Raw genomic sequence first — 19,802 nt, 5'->3', positions numbered from 1 at the left:
CGGGGTCCCGCGGGACGAGACGTCGCCCACGTCCGGCGGCTGTCAAGCGGGGCCCCCGCCCGTTAAGAAGGGGCCCCGCCTTACCTCTCAGCGGGCGGCGAGGGGTTGCCGGGCCGGGTCGACCGGGGCGGGCAGCTCGCCCGCCCCGCCCAGGTACGCGTGGACGGCCGCCGCGGCGGCCCGCCCCTCGGCGATCGCCCAGACGATCAGCGAGGCGCCCCGGTGCATGTCCCCGGCGACGAAGACGCCGTCGGCCGCCTGCCAGTCGGGGCGGGCGTCGATCGCGCCGCGGCCGTTGCGGGCCACCCCGAGCTGCGCCAGCAACGGCTGCTCCTCGGTGCCCTCGAAGCCGATCGCGAGCAGCACCAGGTCGGCCGGGATCTCCCGCTCCGAGCCGGGCAGCGCGGTGACGATCCGCCGCCCGTCGACCTTCGTCACGGTCACCTCGACGATCCGGACGGCCCGGACCTGCCCGGTGCCGTCGTCGACGAACTCCTGCACCGCCACCGCGAAGACCCGCTCGCCGCCCTCCTCGTGCGCCGGATAGGAGCGCAGCACCCACGGCCAGGTCGGCCACGGGTCCCGGGCGCCGTCCCGGTCCGCCGGGGGCTCCGGGTAGAGGTCGAGCTGGTGTACGCCGGCAGCGCCCTGCCGGTGGGCCACGCCGAGGCAGTCCGCGGCGGTGTCCCCACCACCGATGATCACCACGTGCTTGCCGGCCGCGTCGATCGGGGTGCCGTCCGGCAGCGTGGCGAGGGCCGGCCGCCCGTCGCCCGCCGCCGCCACCACCCGGTTCGCGGCCACCAGGTGCGCCATCGCCTGGTGCACGCCGCGCAGCGCCCGACCCGGCGTCTCCGGGGTGTCCCGGCCCTGCAGCGCACCGCAGGCGAGCAGCACCGCGTCGTGCTCGGCGCGCAGCTGCTCGGCGGTCACGTCGACGCCGACGTCGACTCCGGTGCGGAACCGCACCCCCTCGGCGACGAGCTGGGCGACCCGGCGGTCGACGTGGTGCTTCTCCAACTTGAAGTCGGGGATGCCGTAGCGGAGCAGGCCACCGGGGGTGTCGTCGCGCTCGTACACGGTGACGCTGTGGCCGGCGCGGGCGAGTTGCTGCGCGGCGGCCAGGCCGGCCGGGCCGGAGCCGACCACCGCGACCGAACGGCCGGTCGGCGTCGACGCGGGCCGGGGCCGCAGGCCGTCACGGGCCACCGCCGCGTCGGCGATCTCCACCTCGACCTGCTTGATGGTGACCGGCTGCTGGCCGCCCAGGCCGAGCACGCAGGCCGCCTCGCAGGGCGCCGGGCAGAGCCGCCCGGTGAACTCGGGGAAGTTGTTGGTGGCGTGCAGCGACTCCACCGCGGCGTCCCAGTTGCCGGTGCGGACCAGGTCGTTCCAGTCCGGGATCCGGTTGCCCAGCGGGCAGCCGTCGTGGCAGAACGGGATGCCGCAGTCCATGCACCGGGTGGCCTGCTCGCGGATCAGCTCCTCGCCGGCCGGCGGGTAGACCTCCCGCCAGTCCGTGATCCGCACCGGGACCGGACGGCGGGCCGGCAGCCGCCGGTCGTAGCGCAGGAAACCGTTCGGGTCAGGCACGAGCCACCTCCTGGGCGACCACCCGCGGCGCGGGCGGCACGGACGCGGCGGAAGGCGCCGGGGCGAGCGCGCTCATCACCGCGTCGTCGACGTCGTGGCCGGCGGCTTCGGCGGCCCGCATGATCTCCATGACCCGGCGGTAGTCCCGGGGCACCACGGCGGTGAACTCCTCCACCGCCTCCGGCCAGCGCTTCAGCAGCGCCTCGGCGACCGCCGACGCGGTCTCCGCGAAATGCCGCTGGACCAGTACGTGCAGCCGGTCCCGTTCCTCGTCGCGCAGCGGCGACAGGTCCACCAGCTCGGCGTTGACCAGCCTCCGGTCGAGCCGGTGCACGAACGCGGTGCCACCGGACATGCCGGCGGCGAAATTGCGCCCGGTCGGCCCGAGCACCACCACCGTGCCGCCGGTCATGTACTCGCAGCCGTGGTCGCCGAGTCCCTCGACCACGGCCACCGCGCCGGAGTTGCGCACCGCGAACCGCTCACCGACCCGGCCGCGCAGGAACACCTCGCCGCCGGTGGCGCCGTAGAGGATCGTGTTGCCGGCGATGATCTGGTCCTCGGCGCGCCGGCCCGGCTCGGCGTCGTCGCCGACGAAGGGCGCGGCGGCGTCCGGCCGGACCACGATCCGGCCGCCGGAGAGCCCCTTGCCGACGTAGTCGTTGGCGTCGCCGTGCAGGCGCAGCGTGACCCCGCGCGGCAGGAACGCGCCGAACGACTGGCCGGCGGTGCCGTGCAGCAGGAACTCGACGGTGTCGTCGGGCAGCCCGGCGCCGCCGAACCGGCGGGTCACCTCGCCGCCGAGCATCGCGCCGACGCTGCGGTGCTCGTTGCGGACGTCGACCTCGAACCGCACCGGGGCGCCGTCCCGAAGCGCCGGGCCGGCCAGGTCGATGAGCCGGTTGTCCAGGGCGACGTCGAGGCCGTGGTCCTGGGCGCGCACGCCCCGCCGGGCCGCGCCCTCGGGCAGCTCGGGCAGGTGCAGGACCCGACCGAGGTCGAGGCCGTGCCCCTTCCAGTGGTCGATCGCGCCGGCGACGTCGAGCAGCTCGGCGTGCCCGATCGCCTCGTCGATGCTGCGGAAACCCAGCTCGGCCAGGTAGCCGCGGACCTCCTCGGCGAGGAAGAGGAAGAAGCTCTCCACGAACTCCGGCCGGCCGGTGAACCGCTCCCGCAGCACCGGGTTCTGGGTGGCGATGCCGACCGGACAGGTGTCCAGGTGGCAGACCCGCATCATCACGCAGCCCTCGACGATCAGCGGGGCGGTGGCGAAGCCGAACTCCTCCGCGCCGAGCAGCGCCGCGACCAGCACGTCCCGGCCGGTCTTGAGCTGGCCGTCGACCTGCACGGTGACCCGGTCCCGCAGCTTGTTGAGCAGCAGCGTCTGCTGCGCCTCGGCCAGGCCCATCTCCCACGGGGTGCCGGCGTGCTTGAGCGAGTTGAGCGGGGACGCGCCGGTGCCGCCGTCGTGCCCCGAGATCAGGATGACGTCGGCCTTGAGCTTGGCCACGCCGGCCGCCACGGTGCCCACGCCCACCTCGCTGACCAGCTTGACGTGCACCCGGGCGGCCGGATTGACGCACTTCAGGTCGTGGACCAGCTGGGCCAGGTCCTCGATGGAGTAGATGTCGTGGTGCGGCGGCGGGGAGATCAGGCCGACGCCCGGGGTGGCGTGCCGGGTCCGGGCGATCCACGGCCAGACCTTGTTGCCGGGCAACTGCCCGCCCTCGCCGGGCTTCGCGCCCTGCGCCATCTTGATCTGGAGGTCGTCCGCGTTGACCAGGTATTCGCTGGTCACCCCGAACCGGCCGCTGGCGATCTGCTTGACCGCCGAGCGCCGTGCCGGGTCGTGCAGCCGGTCGACGTCCTCGCCGCCCTCGCCGGTGTTGGACTTGCCGCCGAGCCGGTTCATCGCGATGGCGAGCGTCTCGTGCGCCTCGGCCGAGATCGACCCGTACGACATGGCGCCGGTGGCGAACCGCTTGACGATCTCGGTGGCCGGCTCGACCTCGTCCAGCGGCACCGCCGGGCGGACGCCGGTGCGCAGCGTGAACAGCCCGCGCAGCGAGCCCGCCTTCGCGGCCAACTCGTCGACCTTGGCGGTGTACTGCCGGAAGACGTCGTACTGGCGGCTGCGGGTGGCGTGCTGGAGCAGGAAGACGGTCTCCGGGTTGAACAGGTGCAGCTCGCCCTCGCGGCGCCACTGGTATTCGCCGCCGACCTCCAGCCGGTCGCTGGCCTGGCTGCCGGGCGCCGGCCAGGCCAGCGCGTGCCGGGCGGCCACCTCGGCGTGGATCTCGGCCAGCCCGATGCCGCCGATCGTGCTCGGGGTGCCGCGGAAGTAGCGGTCGACCAGGCGGGTGTCCAGGCCGACCGCCTCGAACACCTGGGCGCCGCAGTACGACGACACGGTCGAGATGCCCATCTTGGACATGATCTTCAGGACGCCCTTGCCGAGCGCCTTGACGTAGTTGCGCACCGCCTTGACCCGGTCCACGCCGGCCAGGATGCCGGTGGAGATCATGTCCTCGACCGACTCGAAGGCGAGGTAGGGGTTGACCGCCGCCGCGCCGTACCCGATCAGCACGGCCGCGTGGTGCACCTCCCGGCAGTCGCCGGACTCCACGATCAGCGCCACCTGGGTGCGGGTCTGCTCGCGTACCAGATGCTGGTGCACGGCGGCGGTGAGCAGCAGCGACGGGATCGGGGCCAGGTCCGCGTTGGAGTCCCGGTCGGAGAGCACCAGGATCCGGACGCCGTCCTCGATCGCCTCGGAGACGTGCCGGCAGATCTCGGTCAGCCGGGCCTTGATGCCGCCGCCCCCGTCGCGGATCCGGTAGAGGCCGGAGACCCGGACCGCCTTGAAGCCGGGCAGGTCGCCGTCGTCGTCGATCGAGAGGATCTTGGCCAGCTCGTCGTTGTCGATCACCGGGTAGGGCAGCACGATCTGGCGGCAGCTCGCCGGGCCCGGGTCGAGCAGGTTGCCCTCCGGCCCGATGGTGGAGGCCAGGCTGGTCACCAGCTCCTCCCGGATGGCGTCCAGCGGCGGGTTGGTGACCTGGGCGAAGAGCTGGTGGAAGTAGTCGTAGAGCAGGCGCGGCCGGGTGGACAGCGGGGCGATCGGGGTGTCGGTGCCCATCGAGCCGATCGGCTCCGCGCCGCTGCGGGCCATCGGGCCGAGCAGGATCTTCAGCTCCTCCTCGGTGTAGCCGAACGTCTGCTGCCGGCGGCGCACCGAGTCGTGCGTGTAGACGGTGTGCTCGCGCGCGGGCAGGTCGTCCATCTCGATCAGGCCGGCGTGCAACCACTCCTGGTAGGGCTGGGCGGCGGCCAGCTCGGTCTTGATCTCGTCGTCGGAGACGATCCGGCCGTTGACGGTGTCGACCAGGAACATCCGGCCCGGCTGCAGCCGGCCCTTGGCCACCACGGTGGCCGGGTCGAGGTCGAGCACGCCCGCCTCGCTGCCCAGCACCACCAGCCCGTCGCTGGTGTGCCACCAGCGGCCCGGCCGCAGGCCGTTGCGGTCCAGCACGGCGCCGACGATCTCGCCGTCGGTGAAGGCGACCGAGGCGGGACCGTCCCACGGCTCCATCAGGCTGGCGTGGAAGCGGTAGAACGCGCGCTTGTCGGCGCGCATGTCCGGGTCGTTCTCCCACGCCTCGGGGATCATCATGAGCACCGCGTGCGGCAGGCTCCGCCCGGCCAGGTGCAGCAGCTCCAGGACCTCGTCGAAGTTGGCCGAGTCGGACGCGGCCGGGGTGCAGACCGGGAAGACCCGCCGGATGTTGCCCGGGATGCCGGGGCTGCGGAGAAGGGCCTCCCGGGCCTGCATCCAGTTGCGGTTGCCCCGGATCGTGTTGATCTCGCCGTTGTGGGCGATGAACCGGTACGGGTGCGCCAGCGGCCAGGACGGGAACGTGTTGGTGGAGAAGCGCGAGTGCACCAACGCGATGGCGCTGACCAGCCGCTCGTCGGCCAGCTCCGGGTAGAACGCCGGGAGCTGGTCGGGGGTGAGCATGCCCTTCCACACCATGGTCCGGCCGGACAGCGACGGGAAGTAGGCGGGCACGCCCCGCTCGGCGGTCTCCCGCTCGACCTGTTTGCGCAGGCAGAACGCCACCCGGTCCAGGTCGAGCCCGGTCAGCGGGGAGCCGGCCGCGCCGGCGGGCGAGTCGGTCAGCCGGTGCGCGGCCAGGAAGAGCTGCCGGACCCGGGGCATCGCCGCGAGCGCGGTCTCGCCCAGGCCGGACGCGTCGGTCGGCACCGTCCGCCAGCCGAGCACGTCGGCGCCCTCGACCAGCGCGTACTTGTCCACCACCTGACGGGCGCGGGCCTCGGCCGCGTCGTCGTCGGGCAGGAACACCAGGCCGGTGGCGTACTGACCGGCCGGGGGCAACGGGAAGTCGACCGTCGCGCGCAGGAACGCGTCCGGCACCTGGATCATGATGCCGGCGCCGTCACCGGTGTTGTGCTCCGCGCCCCGGGCGCCCCGGTGGTCCAGCCGGCGCAGCGCCCCGAGGCCGTTCGCGACGACCTGGTGCGAACGCCGCCCGTGCAGGTCGGCCACGAAGGCCACGCCGCAGGCGTCGTGCTCGTACGCGGGGTCGTAGAGCCCGGTCGCCGGTGGGGCCGACTGCGGGCTGTGAGGGTACGGAAAGGCCACCGGGCCTCCTGTCGTCACTCAGGTTGGTACATGGTGGGGACGACGTCGGCCCGCTGGGGGTTATTGAGTCTACGTTAGGGCGTACGGCGCAAGGCCAGTTCAGATTGATCACACTTCCAGATGCTGGGACATGTAGTCTCGCGCGGTGGATGTCGTACGAGCTGACGTACTCGACCGGTTGGAGCGGTTCTACGACGCGGTGCCCCGCGACGGGGCCCGGACGGAGGAGTTCGACTCCCTGGTGCTGTTCGTCCGCGACGGCGCCGGCTGGCCGTTCTACGCCCGCCCCCGTCTCGACGCCACCGACCCGCCCACGCTGGCCGAGGTGACCGCCGTCCGCGCCCGGCAGCGGGAGCTGGGCCTGCCGGAGGCGTTCGAGTGGGTGCACGAGCACCAGCCGGACCTGCTGGCGGTGGCCCGCTCGGCGGGGCTGAACGTGCTGGAGGCGCCGCTCATGCTGCTGGAGGCGGAGCGGCTGCCCGACCCGGCGACGCTCAGCGACGTACCGGTGCGGGTGCTGGACCCGGGCGACCCGGGCTTCGCGGCGGACATCGCGCTGCGCCGGGCCGTCGCCGCGGTCGGCTTCGCCCACGGCGGCACCGCGCGGGGCGAGGCCGGGCCGGCCGAACGGGACGCCGCGCTCGCCCGGCTGGACGTCGACGCACTGGAGGAGGAGGCGGCCCGGGTGGCCGACGGACGGCGCGTCTCGGTGCTCGCCGCCACCGGACCGGACGGGGCGCTGGCCAGCGGCATGGCGATGCGGGTCGGCGACGTGGCGGAGATCGCCGGGGTGGCCACCCTGCCGTCCGCCCGGCGGCGCGGGCTGGGCGCCGCGGTGACCGCCACGCTGGCCCGGGAACTGCGCGCCGCCGGCACCGAACTGATCTTCCTGAGCGCGGGCAGCGAGGAGATCGCCCGGGTCTACCTGCGGGTCGGCTTCCGCCGGGTCGGCACGGCCTGCGTCGCCGAGCCGGCCGCGGTCATCTAGAAGCGCCGGGCCGCGCCCGGTCAGGACGGCGGTTGCCAGGCGGCGGCCGCCGCGGCGGCCGTGTTGCGCAGCCGGGGGCTGATCGTGCCCAGCGCGGCGTCCCGGGCACGCAGCGCCAACCGGCCCCGGGCCTGCAGCACCGCCGACATCCGGCGGGTCTGCCGGACCATGGTCGCCGCGCGGGGACGGCGCAGCCGGTCGTAGGCGGTCACCGCGTCCGGCAACCGCGACTCGCGCAGCAGGGCGGCGAGCGTGGCCGCGTCCTCGAACGCGAGGCAGGCGCCCTGCCCGAGGTGCGGCGGCATGGCGTGCGCGGCGTCGCCGAGCAGCACCACCCCGCCCGGGCCCACTCCGAAGCCGTACGACCGGGGCAGCGGCCGCAGCTCGCGGACCTCCTGTTGCACCACGTCGGCCGGGTCGGTCGCCTCCAGCAGCGTGCCGATCGGCGCCGGCCAGCCCGCGAACCAGCGCTTGAGCAGGGCGAGCCGGATCTCCGGCGGCTCCGGGCGGGGCGCCCCCGCGGCGGTGGCCACCCAGTAGATGCCGCCCCGCCGGGAGGCGCCCGCGGTGCCCCGCTCGCCGAGCGACGCGGCCACGAACCGGTAGCCGGCGCCGAGCGTCTCGCCGTGCGCGGGCTGGTCGGCGGGGAGCTGCGGAGCCCGGTACCAGGGGATGACCGCCCGCCAGGCGGCGCAGCCGGAACTCACCACGGCGGTCTCCGGGGCGAGCTGCCGCCGGATCTCGCTGTCGGTGCCGTCGGCCGCCACCACCAGGTCCGCCTCGAACAGGTGCCGGCCGTCGCCGACCGCGGGTCGCTCCCCCGCCGCCGTGCGCACGCTCCGCACGCTCACCCCGGTACGGAGCTCCACCTGCTCGCCCAGCCCGGCGACGAGCGCGTCGTGCAGGTCCTCCCGGTGCACCACCACCGGCATCCGGTCGGCCGGGGTGGGGCGGGGCTGCACCAGCCACTGCCCGTCCGGGCGACGGATCCCGCCGTCGGGCAGCGGGGTGGCGATCGCGTCCAGCCCGGCGCCGAGGCCGAGGGCGCGCAGCGCGAGTACCCCGTTCGGCCAGAGCACCACGGCGGTCGCCTCCGGCCGGATCCGGTCGGCCCGTTCCAGCAGCGTGACCTGCCATCCGGAGCGGGCCAGCGCGCCGGCCACCGCCATCCCGCCGAGGCCTGCGCCGACCACCACCGCGCTGCGCATGGCTCCTCCGCTCAGCTGTCCCGGTCCGCCGGGCGCCCGCCGGTGTCCGCCCGGCCGGCGTGCTCGGCCTCGCCGGTGCCGTCGGTCGCGGCACGGTCGGTCGGGTCGTCGCCGCCCGTCGCGGCACGGTCGGTCGGGTCGTCGCCGCCCGTCGCGGCACGGTCGGTCGGGTCGTCGCCGTCGGTGGCGGCACGGTCGGAGTCGGGCCGGTCGGTGGCGGCGCCGTCGGAGTCGGGCCCGTCGGTCGCCGCCGGCTCCACCGGGGGCAGGGCGCCGGTCTCCCGGTACGCGCGGAACTGTTCCTCCGTCACCACCCGGTAGCCCTCGGGCGCCACCGTCGCCGCCCCGGCCTCCCGGGCGGAGAGGTCGACCTGGGACACGTCGCCGGCCGCCGTCACCGGCACGCCCGGCTCGCCCACCGGGACGAGATATTCCCTCGGGCCGCGCACCCGGACGAAGTAGGCGAGCGCGCCGAGGAAGACCAGCGCCGCGGTCCAGACGTTGAGCCGGACCCCGAGGATGTGGTTGGCCTCGTCGGTGCGCATCAGCTCGATCCAGAACCGGCCCGCCGTGTAGCCCATCACGTAGAGCGCGAAGGCCCGGCCCCGGCCCAGCCGCAGCTTGCGGTCGAGGATCAGCACCAGCGCGGCGACACCGACGTTCCAGATCAACTCGTAGAGGAACGTCGGATGGTAGAGCCCCGGTTGCAGGACCGGGCTGCCGGCGTCGTCGCGCAGCGCGTGACCAGGATTGTCCGGATCCATCACGTGCACCTCGAGCCCCCACGGCAGGCTGGTGCGCCCGCCGTACAGCTCGTTGTTGAACCAGTTGCCCAACCGGCCCACGGCCTGCGCCAGGGGCAGGCCCGGGGCCAGCGCGTCGGCGACCACGGTGAGCGGGATGCCGAGCTGCCGAGCGGCGATCCAGGCGCCGACCGCGCCGCCGGCCACCGCGCCCCAGATGCCGAGACCACCCTCCCAGATGGCGAACGCCTTGAGCGGCTGGCCGCCGTCACCGAAGTATTTCTCCGGGGAGGTGATCACGTGGTAGATCCGGGCGCCGATGATGCCCGCGGGCACCGCCCAGACGGCGATGTCGAGCACCGCGCCCGGAGCGACGCCACGGCGGCGCAACCGGTACTCGGTGACCACGCAGGCCACCACGATGCCGGCGATGATGCAGAGCGCGTACGCCCGGATCGGAACCGGACCGAGCTGCCAGACGGCGGTGCTGGGGCTGGGCATGGCCGCCAGGGGGGTCATCGGGGCGAGGGTCACGGGTGCACACGGTACCGGTGCGGACCGGGTGCGCGGCACCCCGGGCCGCTCCGCCGCGCGCGTCGAACGGGCCGACGTCCGCCGGCGCGGCCGGTCCGCCCGATCGGATCGACCGTTGGTCATCCTCTACCGAGCACGCGCCTGCGGCCCTGCCGTCCGAGTGCCTGCGAAGTTGATGGCGTGCACGACTCAGCGCGCCGGGCCACGGCGGGGCGAGCCCAGCGGCCCGGTGACGGGGCGGAGCGACGGGCGACAGCGAGGTCGGGGCGGCGTCAGCGGACCGGGTTGCGGACGCCCTCGGCGAGTTCGGCGCTGAGCTTGCGCAGGGCGGTCAGGCCGGCGGCCTGGTCCGGCGCGTCGAGCACGCACCGCACCAGCGCGCTGCCCACGATCACCGCGTCGGCGTAGCCGGCGACGGTGGCCGCCTGGGCGCCGGTGCCCACGCCCAGCCCGACCCCGACCGGCAGGTCGGTGACCCCGCGCACCCGGGAGACCAGGATCGGCGCCGCCTCGGAGGTCTGCGCCCGCGCGCCGGTGACCCCCATGATCGCGGTGGCGTAGACGAAGCCGCGGCAGTGCTCGACGGTCATCCGCAGCCGGGCGTCGGTGGAGGACGGCGACACCAGGAACGTCCGGTCCAGGCCGTGCGCGTCGGAGGCGGCCAGCCACTCGGCGGCCTCGTCCGGGATCAGGTCCGGCGTGACGAGCCCGGTGCCGCCGGCCGCGGCCATGTCACGGGCGAACGCGTCGACGCCGTACTGCTCGACCGGGTTCCAGTAGGTCATCGTGACCACCGACGCGCCGGTCGCGGCGACCGCCTCGACGACGCGCAGCGCGTCGGCGGTGCGCACGCCACCGGCCAGCGCGATGTCGCTGGCCTTCTGGATGACCGGGCCGTCCATCACCGGGTCGGAGTAGGGGATCTCCACCTCGACGACGTCGACACCCGCCTCGACCATGGCGGTCATGGCGGCGATGCTGCCCTCGACGGTCGGGAAGCCGGCCGGCATGCAGCCGACCAGCACGGCCCGCCCGTCGGCCCGGGCCTTGTCGAAGGTGACCCCGATGCGGCTCACGCTGTCACTCCTTGTCGAGGATGCCGAAGTATGCCCCGGCCGTGTGCACGTCCTTGTCGCCCCGGCCGGAGAGGTTGACCACGATCACCGGCTCCCGGCCCAGCTCGGCGGCGAGGTCCGGGGCGATCCGCCGGGCGCCGGCCAGCGCGTGCGCGCTCTCGATCGCCGGGATGATCCCCTCGGTGCGGCAGAGCAGCTCGAACGCGGCCATCGCCTCGGCGTCGTCGACCGGCAGGTAGGTGGCCCGGCCGGCGTCGTGCAGCCAGGCGTGCTCCGGCCCGACGCCCGGATAGTCCAGGCCGGCCGAGATCGAGTGCGACTCGATGGTCTGGCCGTCGGCGTCCTGCAGGACGTAGGTGCGGGTGCCGTGCAGCACCCCCGCCGAGCCGCCGGTGATGCTGGCGGCGTGCCGGCCGGTCGTCACGCCCTCGCCGCCCGCCTCGAAGCCGTAGAGCCGCACGTCGGCGTCGGGCACGAAGGCGTGGAAGATGCCGAGCGCGTTGGAGCCGCCGCCGACGCAGGCCGCGACCGCGTCCGGCAGCGCGCCGGTCAGGTCCAGGCACTGCCGGCGGGCCTCCACGCCGATGCCGCGCACGAAGTCCCGCACCATCTCCGGGAACGGGTGCGGTCCGGCCGCGGTGCCGATCAGGTAGTGGGTGTCCTCGACGTTGGCGACCCAGTCGCGCATCGCCTCGTTCATCGCGTCCTTGAGCGTGCGCGAGCCGGCCGTCACCGGGACCACGGTGGCGCCGAGCATCCGCATCCGGGCCACGTTGAGCGCCTGCCGCTCGGTGTCCACCTCGCCCATGTAGACGACGCACTCGAGGTCGAACAGGGCGGCGGCGGTCGCGGTGGCCACGCCGTGCTGGCCGGCGCCGGTCTCCGCGATCACCCGCCGCTTGCCCATCCGCCGGGTGAGCAGCGCCTGGCCGAGCACATTGCGGATCTTGTGGGCGCCGGTGTGGTTCAGGTCCTCGCGCTTGAGCAGGACGCGCGCCCCCAGCTGGGCGGAGAGCCGGCGGGCCTCGTACAGCTCGGACGGCGTGCCGGCGTAGTCACGCAGCAGGGCGTCGAACTCGGCGAGGAACTCGTCGTCGCCCATCGCCTTCCGGTACGCCGCGTCCAGCTCGTCCAGCGCGGCGACCAGCGCCTCGGGGACGAACCGGCCGCCGAACCGGCCGAAGTGGCCGGCGGCGTCGGGAACCTGGCCGGCTGCGGGTGCGGCGCTCATCGCGGGCGTCCTCTCGGTTCGGGTGGCCCGGCGCGGCTCAGCGCACCGGGCGGGGCGTGGCCGGGTGGTTACCGGCGTTGACCAGCTCGGCGACCGCCTCGCGGGGGCTCTTCTGGGTGACCAGGCCCTCGCCCACCAGGACGGCGTCGGCGCCGGCCGAGGCGTACCGGATGAGGTCGTGCGGACCGCGCACGCCCGACTCGGCGATCTTGACGACGCTGCTCGGCAGGCCGGGTGCGATCCGCTCGAACACCGAGCGGTCGACCTCCAGGGTACGCAGGTCGCGGGCGTTGACGCCGATCACCTGCGCGCCCGCCTCCAGGGCCCGGTCCGCCTCTTCCTCGGTGTGCACCTCGACCAGCGCGGTCATGCCCAGCGACTCGATCCGCTCCAGCAGGCCGACCAGGGCGTTCTGCTCCAGCGCGGCGACGATCAGCAGCACCAGGTCGGCGCCGTGCGCCCGGGCCTCGTGCACCTGATAGCTGGAGACCACGAAGTCCTTGCGCAGCACCGGCACGTTCACCGCGGCGCGCACGGCGGCCAGGTCGTCCAGCGACCCACCGAACCAGCGCCCCTCGGTCAGCACGCTGATCGCCCGCGCGCCACCGGCCGCGTAGTCACCGGCCAGGTCGGCCGGATCGGCGATCTCGGCCAGCCGCCCCTTGGACGGCGACGAGCGCTTCACCTCCGCGATCACGGCCACGCCGGGTCGGCGCAGCGCCGCGTACGCGTCGAGCGGCGGCGGCGCGGCGGCGGCCAGGTCACGGATCCGCTCCAGCGGAACCTGCTCCTGCCGCCGCGCGACGTCCTCGCGCACGCCGGCCAGGATCTCGTCGAGCACGCCTGCGGACGGCGCCGCTCCGGCGTCGTCCCCCTCCGCGTGCGCATGCTCAGCAGTCACCAACGGACTCCCCTCTCCGGGCGTCATGGGCCGATGCTAGGGGGCGCCACCTGGCGACACATGCCGGGGGTATGGCGCACCTCACCACATGGGCTGTGGCATGATGACCGACTTCCGGTGAACGCCGTGTCACGCAGCGCCACCGGAGGCATCGACCGCTGCCCATGCCCTATCTCACCACGGCCGGGCGCGCGCCGCAGGCCGGCATCGGACCCGTTGTGACCAACGTCAAGGACCTCCGGCCCTGCCCAGGTCGCGCCCGCTGCCGGACCGTTGACCTGTACTTCACGACGGCGAAACGTTCCACCGGCAGCATCGTCCTCGGGCAGACTCGTCGAGGCTGCCGCAGACCGTAGCCAACGATCTCGTGTGGGGTGAACCATGAGCGCCAACGGGCCGAACCAGAACCTCGGGCTGACGACCATCTCCCGGACCGTCGCCTCGCTCGCCGTCGGGGTGGTGCACACGCTCGAACGCGCCGCGGCGGGTGACGGGCGTACGCGTACCGCCCGGGGCAACGCCTGGGAGGCGGTCTGCGCCGACCGCGCCCGGGCCGCCCAGCGCCGCGAACTGGAGCGGCTGGTGGCCGAGCTGACCGCCGCCCGGGCCGCGGCCCGGGAACGCCGCGACGCGCGCGAGGCGCAGCCGGTCAGCTGACCGTCGGGTCCTCGCCCCGGTCCAGCGCGTCCCACGCGTCCCGGGTGCCCCGCTCGACCGCCGGCCGGTCGGCGCCGGCAGCCGCCGGCCCCGACCGCCGCTCGTAGCGGGCCCCCATCGCCGGCCAGCCGTCGCCGCGCGACGCGGTGAACGCCCCACCGGCCGCCAGGCCCAGGCCGCCCACCAGCACCAGTGCCGGCCAGTGCCGGCTCACCCCGGCCTCGGCCAGACCGACGCCGCCGCCGACCGCCACGGCCAGCCCGACGCCGGTCAGCACCGCGCCCAGCAGCCGGCGCAGCCGCCCCCGGGTCGCCAGCACCGCACCGCCGCCGGCCAACCCGACGTAGGCCAGCGCCGACACCCAGGGCAGCAGGTCCGCGCCGGTGCGGGCCCGCTGCCCGGGCGGCAGGGCGCCGCGCGCGGTCAGCTCCACCGACCAGGCCCGGGTCACCGCCCACGCGGCCAGGCCCGCCCCGGCCAGGCAGAGCAGCACCGCGTACGCCAGCTCGCGCCGGCCGCGGGCGGCGGTCCGGCCGGCCGCGGCGGTGACCGGCGCGCTCATCGGGCCGGCCGCAGCGTCTCGGCGGCGGCGATCGCGGCGAGCACGGCGGCGGCCTTGTTCCGCGTCTCCTGGTCCTCGGCGGCGGGATCGGAATCGGCCACCACACCGGCACCGGCCTGCACGTAGGCCCGGCCGTCTCGGATCAGCGCGGTGCGGATGGCGATGGCCATGTCCAGGTCGCCGCCGAAGGCGAAGTAGCCGACGGTGCCGCCGTAGACGCCGCGGCGGACCGGCTCCAGCTCCTCGATGATCTCCATGGCCCGCACCTTGGGCGCGCCGCTGAGCGTGCCGGCGGGGAACGTCGCGGCCAGCGCGTCGAACGCGGTGCGGTCGTCGCGCAGCTCGCCGACCACCGTCGAGACGATGTGCATGACGTGGCTGTAGCGCTCGATGGTGGCGAACTCCGGCACCTGGACGGTGCCCGGACGGCAGACCCGGCCCAGGTCGTTGCGGCCCAGGTCGACCAGCATGACGTGCTCGGCGCGTTCCTTCGGGTCGGCGAGCAGCTCGGCGGCGAGCCGGGCGTCGGCGTCGGGCGAGCCGCCGCGCGGCCGGGTGCCGGCGATCGGGTGCAGCAGCGCGCGGCGCCGCCCGTCCGGGCCGGCGCTCACCTTGAGGTGCGCCTCCGGCGACGAGCCGACGATGTCGAAGCCGTCGAAACGCAGCAGGTACATGTACGGGCTGGGGTTGGTGGTGCGCAGCACCCGGTAGACGTCGAGCGGGTCGGCTTCGGTGGCGCGTTCGAAACGCTGGCTGAGCACGATCTGGAAGCACTCACCGGCCCGGATCGCCTCCTTGGCCGCCTCCACCGCCTTCGGGTAGCCGCCGTCGGGCGTCCGGCTGGCCACCTCGCCCACGCCGGGGCGGTCGACCGTGGCGACCATGGGCGGAATCGGTCGGGACAGGGCGGTGGTCATCGCGTCCAGGCGGCCCACCGCGTGGTGGTACGCGGCGGCCACCCGCTCCGGCCGGTCGGGCGCGTCCGGCGGGGGCAGGACCGCGTTGGCGACCAGGATCGCCGAGCCCTCGTAGTGGTCGAGCACCACCAGGTCGGTGGCGAGCATCATGCCCAGCTCGGGCACGTCCAGCTCGTCCTCGGTCAGCTCCGGCAGCCGCTCGAACCGGCGGACCAGGTCGTAGCCGAGGTAGCCGACCAGGCCGCCGGTGAGGGGCGGCATGTCGCCGTCCGGGTCCCAGGCCGGGCCGGCGAGCGCGGCGACGGTCTGCCGGAGCACGGTGACCGGGTCGCCGGAGGTGGGCACGCCGGCCGGCGGGGCGCCGGTCCAGCTCGCCTCGCCGCCGCGCTCGGTGAGCGTGGCGCCGCTGCGTACGCCGATGAACGAGTAGCGCGACCAGGCCGTGCCGGCCGAGCCGACGCCCTGCTCGGCGGACTCCAGCAGGAACGTGCCGGGACCGCCGGCGAGCTTGCGGTAGACCCCGACCGGGGTCTCGGCGTCGGCCAGCAGCCGCCGGGTGACCGGCACGACCCGCCAGCGGTCGGCCAGCTCGGCGAAGGCGGACCGGTTGGGGCGGACCGCGCCGTCGGTCACGGGGTCACCTCCGGCGAGCTGACCGGGAGGTCGGTGAAGAAGCAGGTCCGGTGCCCGGTGTGGCAGGCCGCGCCGACCTGCTCCACGCTGACCAGCAGCGCGTCGCCGTCGCAGTCCAGCGCGACCGAGCGGACGTACTGGTGGTGGCCGGAGGTGGCGCCCTTGACCCAGTACTCCCCCCGGCTGCGGGACCAGTAGGTGGCCCGGCCGGTGGTGAGCGTGCGGTGCAGCGCCTCGTCGTCCATCCAGGCGACCATCAGCACCTCCCCCGAGTCGTGCGCGCGGACCACGGCGGCGACCAGGCCGTCCGGGCCGCGGCGCAGCTTGGCCGCGATGGCCGGGTCGAGCCGGGAGGGGCGGTCCGGGCCGGGGGCCACGGGGCGGGCTGGGGCGCCGGGGCGGGTGGGTGCGCCGGTCACCGGCGCGTCAGAGGCGGGCACGGTTGACCATTCTCCCGCACGCGGCGCCGGCACCGAAGACGTGTCCCGGGTGACGGGCGGCACCGCGTGCAGGGCCTGCCTGAGCTGACCGAGGTAGCGGTCCACCCGACCGTCGGCCAGCGCCTCGGCCAGGTCCGCGCCGGCCACCGCGGCGACCTCCCCGGCGTACGGGCGGACCAGCGGGACGATCCCGGTGACCAGCCGGCCGGCGGCGGCGCCGACCTCGGTCGGGTCGCCGTCGCGCAGCCCGAGGCAGAGCAGCATGTCGGCGCGGTAGCCGGGCGGGGCGACCGGCAGGTCCAGCGCGGCGGTCAGGGCCGCCCGCCGGGACACCACCCGGACCGACGGGTTGGCCAGCCGGAGCACCGAGGGGCAGAGCCGGGCCAGGTCGGCCGCGGCGAGCCGGACGCCGATCGGGTCGCCGGCCCAGCGGGCGCCGGCGACCTTGCCCAGCGTGGCGATCAACTCCTCCAGGCGCGGCTCGTCCGCGGGCTGGCACAGCACGGGCAGGTCGATCCGGCGGCGCCACTCCGGCACCGCCCAGAGCAGTCGGGCCGGTGCGGTGACCGGGAGCCCGAACGCCCAGTCGGCGGGCTGGCCGAGCCGGTGCACCCAGGAGCGGACGTCCCGGGACGCCACCGAGACGTGCACCAGGCGGCCGTCGAACTCGGCCAGGTAGGCGCGCCGCACGGCGTAGCGGTCGGCGGGGCGGGGGCGGGTCGACGAGGCGGGACGGTCGTCGTCGGCCGCGACGAGCACGTCCACGTCGACGTCGCTGTGCTCGGTGGCGGCCCGCCGGGCGTGACTGCCACGCAGCATGATCCCGACGACCGGTCGGTCCGCGGCCTGCCGGAGGCGGGCGGCCCAGTCGTCGAGGAATCCGGACTCGGGCAACGAAGCGGGACCCACCGCGACATGGTGCCGGAAGTCCGATCTTCGGCGCAATGACCGATGGCGGACCGGGTGTCCGCTGCGGGCGGCTTCAGCCTAGTTCCTCCTCCGCGCGCCGGTACGCGTCGATCTTGTGGTCGAGCACCTTCAGGTCCTCGGTCAGATCGGCCATCCGGGCCAGCACCCGCACCCGGTGCGCCTCGAACAGCGCCCGTCGCGCGCCGAGCGTCCGGTCGCCCTGCCGGGCCAGCTCGGCGTAGCGGCGCATGTCGCGCACCGGCATCCCGGTACGCCGTAGCCGGGTCAGCAGGAACAGCCAGCTGACGTCGGCCTCGGTGTAGCGCCGACGGCCGGCGGAGTCCCGCCCGACCGGGGCGACGAGGCCCTCCTGTTCGTACCAGCGCAGCGTGTAGGTGGTCAGGCCGACCCGCTCCGCCGCCTCGCCGACGCTGAGGCTCTTCTCCCGGATACCGATGTCCACCCGCCCAGGCTTCCAGTTCGAGCCCACTCGAAGTCAACCGCTATTGCCCGGCGCGAAGAATTCATCTAGCGTTGATTTCAACAGTTGACGAATTGTCGGAGGCGGTCATGGACGACGCGGTGTCGGTCCGTGACCTGGTGGTCGACCGGGGTGGGCGGCGGGTGCTGCACGGCATCAGCTGCGACGTCCCCCGGGGCACGGTCACCGGGTTGCTGGGCCCCAGCGGCAGTGGCAAGACCACGCTGATGCGCGCGATGGTCGGTGTGCAGACGATCGGCGGCGGCACCGTCGACGTGCTCGGCCGGCCCGCCGGCTCGACCGAGCTGCGCCAGCGGGTCGGCTACCTCACCCAGGCGCCGAGCGTCTACGCCGACCTCACGGTGCGGGAGAACGCCCGCTACTTCGCCGTGCTCCAGGGCCGGGGCCGCGCCGAGGCCGACCGCGCGGTGACCGACGTCGGCCTGGCCGGGGCGGCCGACCAACTGGTCGGCACGCTCTCCGGCGGCCAGCGCAGCCGGGCCTCGCTCGCCTGCGCCCTGGTCGGCGACCCGGAGCTGGTCGTCCTCGACGAGCCCACGGTCGGGCAGGACCCGGTCCTGCGGGCCGACCTGTGGGCCCGGTTCCACGCCATGGCCGCCGCCGGCACCACGCTGCTGGTCTCCAGCCACGTGATGGACGAGGCGGCGCGCTGCGACCGGCTGCTGCTGATCCGGGAGGGCCGGCTGATCGCCGACGACACCCCGGCCGCGGTCCGCGCCGCCACCGGCGTAGACGACCTGGAGGAGGCGTTCCTCCGCCTGATCCGCGACGCCGAGCCGGAGGCCACCTCATGAACGGGCGCATCCTGGCCGCCACGACCGGGCGGATCCTGCGGCAGCTCCGGCACGACCGACGGACCGTCGCGCTGCTGGTCGTGGTGCCGGCCGTGCTGCTCACGCTTGTCTACTTCATGTACGTCGACCAGCCCACCCGGCCCGGCGCGCCGCGCACCTTCGACCGGGTCGCGCTGATCATGCTGGGCTTCTTCCCGTTCATCATCATGTTCCTGGTGACCAGCATCGCCATGCTCCGCGAGCGCACCACCGGCACGCTGGAGCGGCTGCTCACCACGCCGCTGGGCAAGCTCGACCTGCTCTTCGGCTACGGCATCGCGTTCGGCCTGGCCGGGGTGCTCCAGTCCACCGTCGCCTCGCTGGTGGCCTACCAGGTGTTCGGGCTGGACACCGCCGGCAGCCCGTGGCTGGTCGTGCTGATCGCCGGCGTGAACGCGGTGCTGGCCGTGGCGCTCGGCCTGTTCTGCTCGGCGTTCGCCCGTACCGAGTTCCAGGCGGTGCAGTTCATGCCGGTGGTGGTGGCCCCGCAACTGCTGCTGTGCGGGCTGTTCGTGCCACGCGGCCAGATGGCCGGCTGGCTCCAGGCGGTCAGCGACGTGCTCCCGCTGTCGTACGCGGTCGAGGCGCTCCAGGAGGTCGGCGCGCACGCCGACGCGACCGGCACCATGTGGCGCGACGTGGCGATCGTGGCCGGGGCGGCGGTGGTCGCGCTGGTGCTGGCCGCCGCGACGCTGCGCCGGCGCAGCGGATGAGCCCGCGTGGCGACGCCGAGCCGGCGCGGCGGACGAGCCGGCGCCGCACCGGGCGGCGGCCCGGCAACCCGGACACCCGGGAGGCGATCCTCGCGGCGGCCCGGGCCGCGTTCGCCGAGCGCGGCTACGACGCCACCGGGATCCGGGCGGTCGCGGCCGCCGCCGGCGTGGACCCGGCGCTGGTGCACCACTACTTCGGCGCCAAGGAGGAGCTGTTCCGCGCTGCCATGGCGATCCCGGTCGACCCGGCCGAGCTGGTGCCGCGGGTCATGGCCGGCGGCGCGGACGAGGTCGGCGAGCGGCTGGTCCGCACGTTCCTGAGCGTGTGGGACTCGCCGGCCGGAGTCGCCGCGGTGGCCCTGCTGCGCTCCGCGGTGAGCAACCAGTGGACCGCCCGCCTGCTACGCGAGTTCCTGACCACCCAGATCCTGCGACGGGTCCTCACCCAGCTCGACCTGGACCCGGCCGAGGCGCCGCTGCGCGGCGCGCTGGTCGCCACCCAGGTCGCCGGCCTGGCCATGATGCGCTACGTGATCCGCCTGGAACCGGTCGCGTCCGCGTCTCCCGACACGCTGGCCCTCACCATCGGCCCGACCCTCCAGCGCTACCTCACCGGCCCGCTGCCCGCCCCGGACGGGCGACGGCCCGACTGAGCGACTTCGCCGCCGTGGTGGCGGACTGGCAGGCGCCCCGGCCGTG

The 19,802-nt window shown here is 75.0% G+C and carries 16 protein-coding genes and 1 pseudogene; 5 read left to right on the top strand and 12 right to left on the bottom strand.

The features are described from left to right. Positions 1-87: 87 nt before the first annotated feature. Together ACGFI2_RS12145 and gltB are read right to left on the bottom strand one after the other, a co-directional pair. A complete protein-coding gene (locus tag ACGFI2_RS12145; protein ID WP_393514724.1) occupies positions 88-1,593 on the bottom strand; it encodes a glutamate synthase subunit beta in 1,506 nt (501 codons plus the stop codon). Continuing rightward, positions 1,586-6,256 (bottom strand): glutamate synthase large subunit, encoded by a 4,671-nt coding sequence (gene gltB, locus ACGFI2_RS12140; RefSeq protein ID WP_393514721.1) that lies wholly within the window; start codon positions 6,254-6,256, stop codon positions 1,586-1,588. The genes ACGFI2_RS12145 and gltB overlap by 8 nt, the downstream gene beginning before the upstream one ends. A 145-nt stretch (positions 6,257-6,401) precedes the next feature. On the opposite strand from gltB, the gene ACGFI2_RS12135 reads away from it, so the two are divergent. Next, positions 6,402-7,244, top strand: coding sequence for a GNAT family N-acetyltransferase (locus tag ACGFI2_RS12135; RefSeq protein WP_393514718.1), 843 nt, complete (start codon positions 6,402-6,404; stop codon positions 7,242-7,244). A 20-nt stretch (positions 7,245-7,264) separates the two neighbouring features. Here ACGFI2_RS12135 and ACGFI2_RS12130 read toward each other — a convergent pair whose 3' ends face one another. The 5 genes from ACGFI2_RS12130 to trpC form a co-directional block, all read right to left on the bottom strand. Continuing rightward, the gene (locus ACGFI2_RS12130) at positions 7,265-8,452 is read right to left on the bottom strand and encodes an FAD-dependent oxidoreductase (protein ID WP_393514715.1); all 1,188 of its coding nucleotides are present in this window, start codon (positions 8,450-8,452) and stop codon (positions 7,265-7,267) included. Positions 8,453-8,463: 11 nt separating this feature from the next. Further along, the gene (gene lgt / locus ACGFI2_RS12125; protein ID WP_393514712.1) at positions 8,464-9,729 is read right to left on the bottom strand and encodes a prolipoprotein diacylglyceryl transferase; all 1,266 of its coding nucleotides are present in this window, start codon (positions 9,727-9,729) and stop codon (positions 8,464-8,466) included. A gap of 272 nt (positions 9,730-10,001) precedes the next feature. Then, positions 10,002-10,805, bottom strand: coding sequence for a tryptophan synthase subunit alpha (trpA, locus tag ACGFI2_RS12120; RefSeq protein ID WP_393514709.1), 804 nt, complete (start codon positions 10,803-10,805; stop codon positions 10,002-10,004). A 4-nt stretch (positions 10,806-10,809) separates the two neighbouring features. Further along, the gene (gene trpB / locus ACGFI2_RS12115) at positions 10,810-12,036 is read right to left on the bottom strand and encodes a tryptophan synthase subunit beta (protein WP_393514706.1); all 1,227 of its coding nucleotides are present in this window, start codon (positions 12,034-12,036) and stop codon (positions 10,810-10,812) included. Positions 12,037-12,073: 37 nt separating this feature from the next. Continuing rightward, the gene (trpC, locus tag ACGFI2_RS12110) at positions 12,074-12,877 is read right to left on the bottom strand and encodes an indole-3-glycerol phosphate synthase TrpC (RefSeq protein WP_393514993.1); all 804 of its coding nucleotides are present in this window, start codon (positions 12,875-12,877) and stop codon (positions 12,074-12,076) included. 441 nt (positions 12,878-13,318) lie between these two features. Between trpC and ACGFI2_RS12105 the strand changes: the two genes are divergently transcribed. After that, positions 13,319-13,594, top strand: a complete 276-nt coding sequence (locus ACGFI2_RS12105) for a hypothetical protein (RefSeq protein WP_091059754.1) — start codon at positions 13,319-13,321, stop codon at positions 13,592-13,594. Here the strand turns inward: ACGFI2_RS12105 and ACGFI2_RS12100 are convergent. The 5 genes and pseudogenes from ACGFI2_RS12100 to ACGFI2_RS12080 form a co-directional block, all read right to left on the bottom strand. Further along, positions 13,587-14,156, bottom strand: a complete 570-nt coding sequence (locus ACGFI2_RS12100; RefSeq protein ID WP_393514703.1) for a Trp biosynthesis-associated membrane protein — start codon at positions 14,154-14,156, stop codon at positions 13,587-13,589. The two genes, ACGFI2_RS12105 and ACGFI2_RS12100, sit on opposite strands and share 8 nt — an antisense overlap. Then, on the bottom strand, positions 14,153-15,706 hold the full coding sequence (locus tag ACGFI2_RS12095) for an anthranilate synthase component I (protein WP_393514700.1): 1,554 nt from the start codon (positions 15,704-15,706) through the stop codon (positions 14,153-14,155). The genes ACGFI2_RS12100 and ACGFI2_RS12095 overlap by 4 nt, the downstream gene beginning before the upstream one ends. After that, positions 15,703-16,146, bottom strand: a complete 444-nt coding sequence (gene hisI, locus ACGFI2_RS12090; RefSeq protein WP_393514990.1) for a phosphoribosyl-AMP cyclohydrolase — start codon at positions 16,144-16,146, stop codon at positions 15,703-15,705. The genes ACGFI2_RS12095 and hisI overlap by 4 nt, the downstream gene beginning before the upstream one ends. Before the next feature lie 180 nt (positions 16,147-16,326). Then, positions 16,327-16,965, bottom strand: a pseudogene (locus tag ACGFI2_RS12085) (phosphoribosyl-AMP cyclohydrolase); the annotation flags it as partial. A 163-nt stretch (positions 16,966-17,128) separates the two neighbouring features. Next, positions 17,129-17,518, bottom strand: a complete 390-nt coding sequence (locus ACGFI2_RS12080) for a MerR family transcriptional regulator (protein WP_091059742.1) — start codon at positions 17,516-17,518, stop codon at positions 17,129-17,131. A gap of 107 nt (positions 17,519-17,625) precedes the next feature. On the opposite strand from ACGFI2_RS12080, the gene ACGFI2_RS12075 reads away from it, so the two are divergent. The 3 genes from ACGFI2_RS12075 to ACGFI2_RS12065 are packed head-to-tail and all read left to right on the top strand — an operon-like array spanning position 17,626 to position 19,756. Continuing rightward, a complete protein-coding gene (locus ACGFI2_RS12075) occupies positions 17,626-18,351 on the top strand; it encodes an ABC transporter ATP-binding protein (protein ID WP_393514696.1) in 726 nt (241 codons plus the stop codon). Next, entirely contained in the window at positions 18,348-19,103 is a 756-nt protein-coding gene (locus tag ACGFI2_RS12070) for an ABC transporter permease (protein ID WP_393514693.1), read from the top strand. Before ACGFI2_RS12075 ends, ACGFI2_RS12070 begins: the two co-directional genes overlap by 4 nt. Next, positions 19,100-19,756, top strand: a complete 657-nt coding sequence (locus tag ACGFI2_RS12065; protein WP_393514690.1) for a TetR family transcriptional regulator — start codon at positions 19,100-19,102, stop codon at positions 19,754-19,756. The genes ACGFI2_RS12070 and ACGFI2_RS12065 overlap by 4 nt, the downstream gene beginning before the upstream one ends. Positions 19,757-19,802 lie beyond the last annotated feature (46 nt).

The sequence above is a fragment of the Micromonospora sp. NPDC049282 genome (genome assembly GCF_043197045.1).
Classification (GTDB): domain Bacteria; phylum Actinomycetota; class Actinomycetes; order Mycobacteriales; family Micromonosporaceae; genus Micromonospora.
Note: the sequence above shows the minus strand (reverse complement) of the source record. Positions and strands in the feature narration are given on the sequence as shown.